The sequence below is a fragment of the Streptomyces sp. TLI_146 genome (genome assembly GCF_002846415.1).
Classification (GTDB): domain Bacteria; phylum Actinomycetota; class Actinomycetes; order Streptomycetales; family Streptomycetaceae; genus Streptomyces.
The window spans coordinates 2922107-2935224 of record NZ_PJMX01000001.1 but is presented as its reverse complement, the minus strand read 5'-3'; the positions used below and the strand labels follow the sequence as shown (position 1 = coordinate 2935224).

8 protein-coding genes are annotated in these 13118 nt (G+C 71.9%); 5 read left to right on the top strand and 3 right to left on the bottom strand.

The genetic code is table 11. The features are described 5' to 3' along the window. Positions 1–31 precede the first annotated feature (31 nt). Positions 32–1807 (bottom strand): beta-galactosidase, encoded by a 1776-nt coding sequence (locus tag BX283_RS13375; protein ID WP_101387843.1) that lies wholly within the window; start codon positions 1805–1807, stop codon positions 32–34. A 120-nt stretch (positions 1808–1927) separates the two neighbouring features. Here BX283_RS13375 and BX283_RS13370 point away from each other — a divergent pair, with 120 nt between their 5' ends. The 5 genes from BX283_RS13370 to BX283_RS13350 all read left to right on the top strand — a co-directional run bounded on the left by BX283_RS13370 (position 1928) and on the right by BX283_RS13350 (position 8703). Beyond that, complete coding sequence (locus BX283_RS13370; protein ID WP_101387842.1) at positions 1928–2815, top strand: AraC family transcriptional regulator; 888 nt, start codon at positions 1928–1930, stop codon at positions 2813–2815. Between the two features lie 11 nt (positions 2816–2826). Further along, positions 2827–3129: a chorismate mutase gene (locus BX283_RS13365; RefSeq protein WP_101387841.1), complete on the top strand. Its 303-nt coding sequence runs from the start codon at positions 2827–2829 to the stop codon at positions 3127–3129. A 111-nt stretch (positions 3130–3240) separates the two neighbouring features. Beyond that, entirely contained in the window at positions 3241–5730 is a 2490-nt protein-coding gene (pepN, locus tag BX283_RS13360) for an aminopeptidase N (RefSeq protein WP_101387840.1), read from the top strand. Between the two features lie 199 nt (positions 5731–5929). Beyond that, a complete protein-coding gene (locus tag BX283_RS13355; RefSeq protein WP_101387839.1) occupies positions 5930–7294 on the top strand; it encodes an aminotransferase class V-fold PLP-dependent enzyme in 1365 nt (454 codons plus the stop codon). Next, positions 7291–8703, top strand: a complete 1413-nt coding sequence (locus BX283_RS13350) for a lysine N(6)-hydroxylase/L-ornithine N(5)-oxygenase family protein (protein WP_101387838.1) — start codon at positions 7291–7293, stop codon at positions 8701–8703. The genes BX283_RS13355 and BX283_RS13350 overlap by 4 nt, the downstream gene beginning before the upstream one ends. 6 nt (positions 8704–8709) lie before the next feature. Here BX283_RS13350 and BX283_RS13345 read toward each other — a convergent pair whose 3' ends face one another. Together BX283_RS13345 and BX283_RS13340 are read right to left on the bottom strand one after the other, a co-directional pair. Then, positions 8710–10509, bottom strand: coding sequence for a bifunctional UDP-sugar hydrolase/5'-nucleotidase (locus BX283_RS13345; protein ID WP_101387837.1), 1800 nt, complete (start codon positions 10507–10509; stop codon positions 8710–8712). 299 nt (positions 10510–10808) lie between these two features. Continuing rightward, the gene (locus tag BX283_RS13340) at positions 10809–12950 is read right to left on the bottom strand and encodes an NPCBM/NEW2 domain-containing protein (protein WP_101387836.1); all 2142 of its coding nucleotides are present in this window, start codon (positions 12948–12950) and stop codon (positions 10809–10811) included. Positions 12951–13118: the final 168 nt, after the last annotated feature.

The window sequence follows — 13118 nt, the reverse complement described above, 5'->3', positions numbered from 1 at the left end:
AGAGAACGCGCTTTCTTCGCGCTCTTCGAGGCTAGTGGAATTTCACTTCCGGACCCGTTGCGTCCTCAACTTCGCATTCCCACACCCACACTTCGTTGGCCTGATCCCGCAGCACCCCTCCGGGGACGTACAGCGACCGCTGTGGTCCGGCGGACCAGTAACGCCCGAGGTTGAAGCCGTTTACCCAGACGAAACCTCGGACCAGGCCGTGGAGTTCGAGCCGCGAATCACCCGGAACCGGGGCATCGAAGGTGCCTCGAAACAGCCCCCGTCCCGCCTCCGCAGTTGAACGGAACGGGAGCCGCCGCGTCCGATCCCCCTCTCGGCACGCCTCCGCGAACGCCTCCTCGAACGCGTCGAGCCGCAGCCCACGTGCGCGTACGCCGTGCAGGAACTGCCGCTCGTGCAGCACCCCGCCGGTGATCCCCTTGGGCTCGGCGAGCCTCGGCCCGTAGTTCACGCGCCCCAGCGACTCCACCCACAGCTCGACCACGGCGGGCCCCGCCACCGGCTCCGGCAGCACCGCGTCGCCCTCGGTGAGCACCCCGGCCCGCACCCCGTCGACGTATACGACCGCCCGGTCCCGCAGCCCCAGCACCCGCAGCGGATACGGCTGCCGGGGCCCGGGCACCTCGAACCGGTAGCGCACCACGCCCCGGTCCACGTCCAGCTCCTCGAACGTCGGCGGCGTCCCGTACACGCCCTCCGCCGACCCCAGCGCCTCCAGCACGTCCTCGGCCGCCACCCACTCCGTCAGCGGCACGGTGACCGGCGTGCCCAACGCCGGTGGTGCGGGCGGCAGTTCCGGAAGCGGGCCGTCCGTGTACTCGGCGAGCACCTCACGGAACGCCCAGAACTTCGGCGTCGGGCGGCCGTACTCGTCGATCGGCGCGTCGTAGTCGTACGACGTCACATCCGGCCGCAGCGGGCCCAGATGCTCCACGCCGTCCCGGTTGGCGCCCGCCCAGCCGCCGAAGCTGGTGCCGCCGTGCGCCATATAGAGGTTGACGGAGGCACCGCACTCCAGGATCTCGCGCAGCGCCCCCGCCGCCTCGCGCGCGTCCCGCACCACCGGCTGAGCGCCCCAGTGCTCGAACCAGCCGCACCAGAACTCCATGCACATCAGCGGACCCTCGGGGCGGTGGCGCCGCAGCACCTCGAAGGCGTCGAGGGCGCCCGAGCCGAAGTTCGCGGTGGCCAGCACACCCGGCAGCGAGCCGCCGGTCAGCATGTGGTCCTCGGGGCCGTCGGAGGTGAACAGCGGGACGCCCACGCCTAGTTCGCCGAGCAGGTCGGCGAGCGCCCGCAGATGGACGCGGTCCGAGCCGTAGCTGCCGTACTCGTTCTCCACCTGGACCATGACCACCGGGCCGCCCCGGCCGGCCTGGCGGGCCACCACCGGCGGCAGCAGCACCCGGAACCAGCGCTCCACGTGCCGCAGGTACTCCGGGTCCCGGGTCCGCACCCGGGACCCGAGCGCGCCCGTCAGCCAGTGCGGCAGACCGCCGTTCTCCCACTCGGCGCAGATGTACGGGCCGGGGCGCACGATCGCCCACAGCCCCGCCGCGTGCGCCGCGTCCAGGAACCGGCCCAGCGCCTCCGGGTCCCGGTAGCGGCCCGGGGCCGGTTCGTGCAGGTTCCACGGCACATACGTCTCGACGCAGTTCAGACCCATCGCCCGCAGCATCGCGAGCCGATGGCCCCACCGGGACTCGTGCACCCGGAAGTAGTGCAGCGCCCCCGAGAGCAGCCGCACCGGCCGCCCGTCCAGCAGAAAGTCCTCGTCACCCACGGTGAAGTCAGCCACCGGCCCCCGCCCGTCTCTCGGTCCTCCGGATCAGCGTCGCCCCTGGCGCGGGCGCCGGTCCATGGACAAAGATCGGCGCTGATTGGACGCAAAGGGGGGACGGGAGGCGGCGGGACCGGCATGTACCACACCTGGATGCGCTACTTCACGCCCAGCCCGGTCCACCACCGGCTCGGCCTGGTCTGCCTCGGCGTCGGCATGCAGCACGGCGCGCTGCCCACCGTCGGGCCGCGCACCCTGGACCACCACGTCGCCGTGGTGATCGGCGCGGGCGGCGGCTGGTTCCGGGGCGCGGACGGGGAGCGCGTCACGGTGACCGCGCCCGCGCTGATCTGGCTCACCCCGGGAGTGCCGCACCACTACGGGCCCGACCCGGCCACCGGCTGGGACGAGTCGTTCGTGGACTTCACCGGGCCCGCGACCGCCACCTACACCGAGCTCGGCTACATCGAGCCCGAGCGGCCCGTGGTGCCGCTCGCCGACACCGCGCTCGCCCGGGCCGCCGTCGGCCGGATAGCCAGGGCGGCCCGCCGGGGCAACCCGCTCCTGGAGGTCGAGACGGGCGCCGCCGTGCACGAACTCCTGGTCGCCCTGCGCCGCGCCCGCGCCGACCTCGCGCCCGACGGCGACCCGGTCCTCCAGGCGCTCGCCCGCGACGCCTTCCAGCCGCTGTCGGTGGCCGAGCACGCCGCCCGGCACGGCATGACCCCCGCCGAGCTGCGCACGGCGGTGCGCCGGGGAGCGGGGTGCAGCCCCAAGGACTACCTCCTGGGCATCCGGCTCGGCCGGGCCAAGGAGCTGCTCGCGGCCACCGAGCTGCCGGTCGCCGCCGTGGCCCGCCGGGTGGGCTACGACGACCCCGCGTACTTCTCCCGCCTGTTCACCCGGCGTGTCGGCACCGCCCCGGTCCGCTTCCGCGAGCAGCAGGGCCGGGCCGTCCCGGGCGGCTGGAGCAGCCGGATCCCGGATCCTGAACACCCTCCGACGATCCCGGGCCCGGCCACGTAAGCTCGACGACCATGACCACGATCGACCCCTCCGTGCAGGCGGAGCTCGCCCGGCTCCGGGACAGCATCGACAACATCGACGCGGCCGTCGTCCATATGCTCGCCGAGCGCTTCAAATGCACCCAGCAGGTCGGCCACCTCAAGGCCGAGCACAAGCTGCCGCCGGCCGACCCGGCCCGCGAGGCCGAGCAGATCGACCGGCTGCGCCGCCTCGCCGAGAACGCCAAGCTGGACCCGGCCTTCGCCGAGAAGCTCCTGAACTTCATCATCGCGGAGGTGATCAGGCACCACGAGACGATCGCCAAGTCGTCGTGAGGCCGTGGTGAGCCGCCGGGCGCCCGCGCGCCTGCGCTGAGACGCGCCTGCGCTGAGAGCGGAACGCAACCCCCGTGTGCTGACCGGGGGGCATCGGGCAGCATGGCCCCCATGTCCGTACTGACGCGCGACGAAGCGCAGACCCGTGCCCGGCTCCTCGACGTCCAGCGGTACGAGATCGAGCTCGATCTCACCACCGGCGAGGAGACCTTCGACTCCCAGACCGTCATCCACTTCACCGCGCGCGCGGCCGGGGACACGTTCGTCGAGGTCAAGCCGGCCACCCTGCGCTCGGTCAGCCTCGACGGGCGGCCGCTGGACCCCGCCGCCCTCGTCGAGAACCGCCTCGCGCTCACCGGCCTCGCCGAGGGCCCGCACGAGCTGCGCGTCGAGGCGGAGATGACGTACTCGCACACCGGCGAGGGGCTGCACCGCTTCACCGACCCGGTCGACGGCGAGACCTACACGTACACCCAGCTCTTCATGGAGGACGTGCAGCGCGTCTTCGCCGCCTTCGACCAGCCCGACCTGAAGGCCGCCTTCGACCTCACCGTCACCGCGCCCGAGGGCTGGACCGTGCTGGCCAACGGCATCACCGAGCGGCAGGGCGACGGCCGCTGGAAGGCCGCCACCACCCCGCTGCTCTCCACCTACTTCGTGGCGCTCGCCGCCGGCCCCTGGCACTCGATCACCACCGAGCACGCGGGCCTCCCGTTCGGCCTGCACTGCCGCCGCTCGCTGGCGCCGTACCTGGACGCCGACGCCGAGGAGCTCTTCGAGATCACCCGGCAGTGCTTCGACCGCTACCACGAGAAGTTCGACGAGCCGTACCCGTTCGACTCCTACGACCAGGCCTTCGTGCCCGAGTTCAACGCGGGCGCCATGGAGAACCCGGGCCTGGTCACCTTCCGCGACGAGTTCGTCTACCGCTCCGCCGTCACCGACACCGAGCGCCAGACCCGCGCCATGGTCGTCGCGCACGAGATGGCCCATATGTGGTTCGGCGACCTGGTCACCCTGCGCTGGTGGGACGACATCTGGCTGAACGAGTCGTTCGCCGAGTACATGGGCTACCAGACCCTCACCGAGGCCACCCGCTTCACCGACACCTGGGTGGACTTCGGGATCGTCCGCAAGGCCTGGGGCTACGACGCCGACCAGCGGCCCTCCACCCACCCCGTCGCCCCCGACCCGGACGCCGTGCCCGACACCGCCTCCGCGATGCTCAACTTCGACGGCATCTCCTACGCCAAGGGCGCCTCCGCCCTGCGCCAGCTGGTGACCTGGCTGGGCGAGAAGGACTTCCTCGCAGGCATCAACACCCACTTCAAGCGGCACAAGTTCGGCAACGCCACGCTCGCCGACTTCATCGACAACCTGGCCTCCGCCACCGACCGCGACGTGCACGCCTGGGCGGAGAAGTGGCTGCGCACCACCGGCGTGGACACGCTGACGCCGGTGGTCGGCGAGAACGGCGGCTCCTGGACGCTCGCCGTCGAGCAGGACGGCGACCGGCCGCACCGGATCGCCGTCGGCGCGTACGACACCGACCCGGCGCGCCCCGGACAGCTGGTGCTGCGCGAGCGCTTCGAGACCGACGTGCCCGCCGCCGAGCCGGTGACCCGCGCCGGCGCGCGCCCGGCGCTCGTGCTCCTCAACGACGGCGACCTCAGCTACGCCAAGGTGCGCCTGGACACCGAGTCGTGGGAGACGGCCCTGCGCTCCCTGTCCGGACTCCCTGACCCCCTGGCGCGCGCGGTCGTCTGGAACGCCGCCCGCGACATGGTCCGCGACGGCCAGCTCCCGCCCGCCGCCTACCTGGAGGCGGCCCGCGCCCACCTCCCGTACGAGTCGGACCTGGCGATCGTGCAGGGCGTCCTGACCTTCGCCACCGGACAGGTGGCCGGCCGCTATCTCGCGGCCGGGGCGCGCCCCGCCGCGCTCGCGCTCCTGACCGAGCTGACCCGGGACCTGATCCGGCGCACCGAGGACGGCGACAACCCGGGCCTGCGCCTCACCGCAGTCCGCCACTTCGTCGACTGCGCCGCCCAGCCCCACACCATCCAGGAGTGGCTGGCCGACGGCAGCGTCCCCGGCGGCCCCGAGCTCGACCCGGAGCTGCGCTGGCGCGTCCTGTACCGCCTCGCGGTGCTCGGCGCGACCACCGAGGCACAGATCGCCGCCGAGCTGGCGCGCGACCCCAGCGCGACGGGCGAGGAGGGCGCGGCCCGCTGCCGCGCCGCGCTGCCGGACACCGCCGCGAAGGCCGCCGCGTGGTCCGCGATGTTCGAGGGGGACACGCTCTCCAACTACCTGTTCACGGCCACCGCCCAGGGCTTCTGGCAGCCCGAACAGGCCGATCTGGTACGGGAGTACGTGGCGCGCTTCTACGTGGACGCGGTCCCGCTGGCCGCCCGGCGCGGCCCCGCGATCGCGGAGGCGGCGGGCCGCTACGCCTTCCCGGACTTCGCGGTCGACGCGGAGACGGTGGCCCTGGGCGAGGCGTGCCTGTCCCGCGACGACCTCCTCCCGGCCCTGCGGCGCAAGCTGACCGACCAGGTCGACGACCTGCGCAGGGCGCTGGCGGTACGGGACGCCTGACCGGGGCGGCCCGACCGGGGACGCCGCCGCACGGCGGCGCCGGGGGTGGCGCGCTCATACCAGCGCGCCACCCCCCAACCCCCCGCCTCCGGGGGCCAGTACCACTTTCGGGTTGAGATCGTTGTGCAGGGCAGCCCCACCGGGCCGGGACGCTCCACGCTGGTGAGGCCGTCGTTCGCACACCCGAAGGACTCGCCCCATGCACCTCCCGCCCCTCGCCGGCGGCCCCCACGGCCCCGCCGCCCTGCACCCCCTCCTCGGTGTCGTCCTCGACGCGCTGCGCGAGGGCGCGGTGGCCCGGGGCGGGCCGTTGCCGGGCGGCGGGCCGGAGGCGGTGGCCGTGCGGCTCGGGGCCGCGATCGGCGACGTGCTCCCGTTACGGGGCACCAGCGCCGAGGAGGCGCTGACCACGCTGGTGCGGGCCCTGGCACAGGGCGCGGCCGACCCCGCCGACCCGCGCTGCGCCGCCCATCTGCACACCCCGCCGCTGGCCCTCGCCGCGGCCGCCGACCTGGCCGCCTCCGCGCTCAACCCGTCCCTCGACTCCTGGGACCAGGCCCCCGCGGCCACCGAGCTCGAAGCCCTCGTCACCCGGGCGCTGGCCGCCGAGTTCTGGCCCGGCGGCGACGCGCTGGTCACCAGCGGCGGCACCGAGTCCAACCAGCTCGCCCTGCTGCTGGCCCGCGAACGGCACGGGGCGGTCCAGGTCGTCCAGGGCGCCAACGCCCACCACTCGGTCGCCCGCGCAGCCTGGCTCCTCGGCCTCCCGGAGCCGGTCACCGTCCCCGCCCCCTCCGGCACCCTCGACCTCGCCGCCCTCGACGAGGCCCTCACCGACCTGCACCAACCTCTGCTCGTCACCGCCACCGCGGGCACGACCGACACCGGCGCGATCGACCCGCTCCCCGAGATCGCCGCCCTGTGCGCCCGGCACGGCGCCGAACTGCACGTCGACGCGGCCTACGGCGGCCCGCTGATCTTCAGCGACACCCACCGGGAGAAGCTGCGCGGCCTCGAACACGCCCACTCCCTCACGCTCGACCTGCACAAACTCGGCTGGCAGCCGGTCGCCGCCGGGCTGCTCGCGGTCCCCGACCCGGCCCGCCTCGCCCCGCTGGCGCACACCGCCGACTACCTCAACGCCGGTGACGACACCGAAGCGGGCCTGCCCGACCTCCTCGGCCGCTCCCTGCGGACCACCCGCAGACCGGACGTACTGAAGATCGCCGTCACGCTCCGCGCGCTCGGCCGCACCGGCCTCGCCGAGCTCGTCGACAGCACGCTCGCCCTCGCCCGGACCTTCGCGGACCTGGTCGAGGAGCACCCCCGGTTCGACCTGTACGAGCGGCCCGTGATCTCCACCGTCCTGTTCCGCCCGACGGGCGCCCCCGACAATGAGGTCGCCCGGATCCGCCGCGCCCTGCTCACCGAGGGCCGGGCCGTCCTCGGCAGGGCCCGCGCCGACGGACGCCTCTGGCTCAAGGCCACCCTGCTCAACCCCCACACCACCACCGGCGACCTGGCACAGCTCCTCAAGACCGTGGAAGGCAGCATCCCGCGATGACCGCACCGGCACCCGTCCAAGACCTCGACCGCCCGCACGACCTGGTGGGCATCGGAGTGGGCCCGTTCAACCTCTCGCTCGCCGCCCTCGCCCACGGTGTGCCCGGCGGACTCTCGACCGCCTTCTACGAACAGCGCCGCGCCTTCCACTGGCACCCCGGCCTGCTCATCGAGGGCACCACCCTCCAAGTCCCGTTCCTGGCCGACCTGGTGACCCTCGCCGACCCCGCCAGCCCCTGGTCGTTCCTCAACTACCTGCGCCACCGCGAGCGGCTCTTCCCGTTCTACTTCGCCGAGCGCTTCCACATCCAGCGCACCGAGTACGACGCGTACTGCCGCTGGGTCAGCGAGAGCCTGCCCGGGCTGCACTTCGGCCACCAGGTGGACGCGGTGCGCTGGAACCCCGAACGGGAGCTGTTCGAGGTCGACTTCACCCAGCTCGACGCGCACGGCCAGGCCGAGGCGCTGGGCCGCGCCTTCGCCCGCAACCTGGTGCTCGGCGTCGGCACCGAGCCGTATGTGCCGGAGCCGCTCAGGCCGCTCGCGGACGCGCCCGCGGTGCCGGTGATCCACTCGGCCGACTACCTCGACCACCGGGACCGGTTCCTCGCCGCCGACCACATCACCGTCGTCGGCTCCGGCCAGTCCGGCGCCGAGGTCTTCCTCGACCTGCTGCGCAACCGCCCGGCGGGCCGCGAGCGGCTCACCTGGCTGGCCCGCACCGAGACCTTCGCGCCGATGGAGTACTCGAAGCTGGGCCTAGAGCACTTCACACCCGACTACACGCGCTACTTCCACGCCCTGGCCGAGCCCGTACGCGACGAGCTGGTGCCCCGCCAGTGGCAGCTCCACAAGGGCATCGACGCGGAGACCATCGCCGCCATCCACGACGAGCTCTACCGCCGCACCCAGCACGGCGGCTGGCCCGACGCGACCCTCACGCCCGGCGTCAGCGTCCGCACGGCGGGCCGGGTGGCCACCACCAAGGTCGAGCTGCACCTCGAACACACCCAGCAGGGCGTGCGCTCCCGGCTGACCACGGACGCAGTGATCCTGGCCACCGGCTACCGGGAGCGCCCGCTGACCCGCATGCTCTCGGGCCTGGACCCGTACATGCGCCTGGACTCCTCCGAACGCCCGCGCGTCGACGCGGACTTCCGCCTGGTCCTGGACAGCTCGGTCACCGGCGCGGTGTACGTCCAGAACGCGGAGAAGCACACCCACGGCGTGGGCGCCCCCGACCTGGGCCTGGCGGCCTGGCGCAGCGCGGCGATCCTGAACTCCCTGACGGGCAAGGAGCCGTACCCGCTGCCGACGCGGACGGCGTTCACCACGTTCGGCCTGGCCAAGCAGGAGGAGAGCCGCCCGGCGCCGAGGGCACCGGGCGGCCTGATCCCGCTGGAGGGCTGAGAGGGCCTAGAAGACGGCGACCCCGTCGCGGACCAGCTTCCAGTCCACGGAGGCGAACGCGGCGGGGTCGACGACGCCCTTCGCCTTCACCCAGGCGATGATCGTGTTGCGGATCTCCTCCGAGTTCGAGAACACCTGCTTCGCGGCCGCGACATGCGGGAAGTTCCCGCCGCCGTTGGCCCGGTAGTTGTTGACGGCGAGGACGAACTGCGCGGCCGGGTCCAGCGGCTTGCCCTGGAACTTCAGGTTCGCGATCCGGGAACCGGCCGGCTTCGCGATGTCGATGTCATACGTGAGCCCCGACACCGCGTCGTAGTTGTAGTCCGGGGTGTTGTCGGCGTTCGTCAGCTTCGACGGGTCGACGGGCGCCCCGGCGGCCGTCTGGACGTAGTACCGCGCCGAGAACTCCAGATAGTCCTTGAGCTGGGCGCCCGTCAGCAGCCGCGCCTCCAGCGTGTTCTCGAACGGGTAGAGCCCGGCCGCGTCCTTGATGGTGACCTGGCCCGCCGGGATGACGGCCGTGCGCGAGAAGCAGGACGCCTGGGAGAGAACCGGCAGAGAGGCATAGGCGCCACCCGCCAGCGCCGCCTTCACCGTGTCGACCTGGACCGTGTTGATCAGGTCGATGATCGGCTCGTCCTTCCAGGCCGCCTCGGCGGTGGTCATGGCCGCCTTCGAGGTGCCGATGACCTGGTTGACGTACGCCACGACCTTCTTGTGCTCGTCCGAGAGCATCCGGACGATCTTCGGGTCCTCCGCGGCGGTGTTGGAGTTGAGGACCTTGGCGCCCGCCTTCTCGACCGTCCAGCGGCCCTTCTCCCACACCAGGTCGAAGTCGAACACGGTCAGCCGCTGGCCCCACTTCAGCGGCTCGGAGAGCACGACCTCCTTGCCGGTCTGCTTGTTCGCCACCCGGTACTCGGGGATCTCCGTGTGCGCGTGCCCGACCAGGATCGCGTCGATACCCGGCACCTGCTGGGCCACGAGCGCGGCCGCGTTCTCGATGTAGGGCAGCTGGTCGCCGTACGAGGAGGTGCCCGAGGAGCCCGAGTGGGCGGCCACGATCACCACGTCCGCGCCCATCGAGCGCAGCTTGGGCACCCACTTCGCGGCCTGCTCCTCAAGGCCGGGGAAGACCATCTTGCCGCTGACGTTGGCCTTGTCCCAGATGGCGATGCCGGGGTTGGTGAGACCGAGGATGGCGACGCGCACGTCGCGGCCGTGCGGGGTGCACATCCGCTTGATGACGTACGGCCGGAAGGCGGGCTTCAGCGTCTTGGCGTCCAGCGCGTTGGCGCCGAGCAGCGGGAAGTCGCACTGCTCCTCGAACTTGCGCAGCACCGGGATGCCGTAGTTGAACTCGTGGTTGCCGAGGGCGGCGGCGTGGTAGCCGATCGCGTTCATGGCCTGCGCCATCGGGTGCACCGGGCCGTGCTTGGCCGTGATCGGGTCGACCTTGGCGTAGTAGTACGAGAGCTGGGTGCCCTGGATGGTGTCACCCGCGTCGATCATCAGGGTGTTGTGGCGGCCCTTCTCCTTGCGGATCTGCTCGACGAGCGTGGAGATCTTGGCGAGGCCGACGTCGTTGTGGGCCTTGTCGTCGAACTCCTTGTCCGTGAAGTAGTCCCAGTTGAAGACGTTGCCGTGCAGGTCGGTGGTGCCCATGACGCTGAACGAGTACCGCTTGGGCGTCCGCCCGTGCCCGTGCTCATGGGCCTCGGCGGGGGCCGCGACGCCCCCGACTATGGCCGCACCGGCTCCGGCGGCGGCCGTGGTGCCCAGGAACGTCCTACGGTTCAGCGGCATGTGATGCACTCCCTGACGGTGTGTTACGCGCGTAGAAGTCGCTACGCGACGCGCGTAGAAGGTCCAGAGGATTTTGGCGCAGAACCGGCCATCCGCAACACCCCTGGCAGGTTTCGATCGGATGACCACGAAAAAACGCCCGGCCCCGGGCGGAATCCGCCCGGGGCCAGCCGTATCTACCTAGGGGCGCGCGCGGAATCTGCCCGGGGCCAGCCGTACCTACCTAGGGGCGCGGGGCTGTGTCATTGTGCGGCTCCGCCGCGTGGGCGCGACCAGCCCCCACGGCCCGCAGACGAGGACTAGCCACACACAAGCCGAGGCCCCGCCCAGTCCGCATGGTCGTAGTCGACCCCGTCCCCCGCGTCGGTGACCACAAGCCGCACCTCAAGCGAGCCCGTCAGATCGACGGACAACTGCTTCGCCGCATCCGCAGACGTGAGCTTCCCGCTGTCGGCGGCCTGCGTCCCGTCGCGCCAGATCTGGAAGACGACGGACCCCTTGGTGGTGACCTCGTCGTCCACCCCCACCGCCGTGGTCAGCGAGGAGCAGCCGCCGCCCAGGTAGTACGAGACGGAGCTCGCGGCGTGGGTGCCGAGGCCCTTCGCGTACACCGTTCCATTGACGGTGAGCGGTGTGCCGTCACCCGCCGCCTGCTCGGCGTTGCTGCGGTCCTTCTCCACCGGCCCCCACCCGTTGGTGGCCGACGTCCAGGTCAGGTCGCTGAGATCGTGCGTACCGGCCGAGGGGCCGGTCCCGCAGGCCAGCTTCGCGTCGGCCCAGTCGGCATGGTCGTAGTTGATGCCGTCGCCCCCGTCCGTGACGACGAGCCGCAGCTTCGACCCGCCCTTGAGGTCGGCGCTCAGGTGCTTGGGCGGATCCGCGGCGGTACGCACCCCGCTGTCGGCGGCCAGCGTCCCGTCCCGCCAGACCTGGAACCGTACGGACCCGCCCTTCGTCGACTCGTCGTCGACGCCCACGTCGACCCCGAGCGACGCGCAGGCGCCGCCCAGGTAGTACGAGATGTCACTGGGCGCGTGCGTGCCGAGCCCCTTGGCATAGGTCGTGCCGCCGATGGTGAGGGCGTGGCCGTCGCCCGCCGCCTGCTCGCCGTTGCTGCGGTCGCGCTCCACCGGACCCCAGCCGCCCACCGCCGACGTCCACGGCAGATCGCTCAGCTGGTTCAGGCCGGTCGGCGGCGGCACCGGACTGCCCGGCGTCACCCGGAACATGACCGTGCCGTGCGCGGGCACCGACGCGCTGATGCCATTGGTCGTCGTGCTCGTCGCCTTGGACCACAGGTCCTTCAGCGTGTACGAGGACGCCCCGCCGATGCCGATGTCCTTCACGGTCGTGGACACCGTCTTCGTGGAGGTGGTCTCGTTGGTCAGCGTGACCGAACGGCCGCCGTCGGAAAGGGGCTTGGACATCACGACCAGGCCGCCGGAGCCGGCGACGACCGTGCCCTGCTTGCCGAGCGGGTCCTGGTCCACCGCGATCACGTCGGTGTTCTTGAGGATGGCCAGCGTCGAGGCGCTCGCGGTGCGCAGATCACTGCCGATCAGCAGCGGCGCGGCCATCTGCGACCAGAGGCTGAAGTGGGTGCGGTACTCGGTGTCGGTCATCCCGCCGTTGCCGACCTCCAGCATGTCGGGGTCGTTCCAGGCGCCCGGCCCGGCGTACGGCGCCAGCGACTGGTTCTGGTGCGCGATGGAGATCATGCTCGACCAGGAGTCGCTGATGTCGCCGGTGGTCCGCCAGGAGTTGCCGACGGCCGGGGCCCAGGTCCACGGCTGGTTGGAGCCCCACTCGCAGATGCTGTAGAGGATCGGGCGGCCGGTGGAGCGGGTGGCGGCCGTCAGCGCGTCGCCCATCGCCTTGTAGCGCTGCTTGGCGTCGACGCCGTTGTTGTTGCAGTTGTCGTACTTGAGGTAGTCGACGCCCCAGGAGGCCCACAGGTTGGCGTCCTGCTGCTCGTGGCCGAGCCCGCCGGGGAAGCCCTGGACGTCGCAGGTCTTGGTGCCCGCGCTGGAGTAGAGGCCGAACTTGAGGCCCTTGGAGTGCACATAGTCGGCGACAGCCTTGATCCCGTGGGGGAAGCGCACGGGGTCGGGCACGAGGTTGCCGCTCGCGTCGCGGCTGGGCTGTGCCCAGCAGTCGTCGAGGTTGACGTAGGTGTACCCGGCGTCCTTGAGGCCCTGCGAGACGAAGGTGTCGGCGATCCCCTTGACCATCGCCTCGTTGAACTCGGCCCGGCAGTGCGTGGAGTTCCAGTTGTTGAACCCCATCTGCGGGGTCCGGGCGAGGCCGTTGTCGACGGCCGCGGCGGGCGGCGCGGCCGTGGCGGCCAGGGCGACCAGGCCGCCGGCCAGCAGCGGAAGTGCGGCGAGTGCGGTACCAGCCCGTTTACCGGCCCGTTTTCTGAACTTCCTGAACGATGACATGTGCGGCTCCGTCGGTGTAGTGGCGCCGAATTCAACGAGGTCGAACGAAAACGAACATATTCCAGCGTCGAGGCCTGGACATGTCAAGGGTTTGCGCCGGGCCTGGGACAGAGTGCCGTCCGCTCATCGGAGCGCCCCGGCGCACAATTCAACAGTTGTCAATAACCC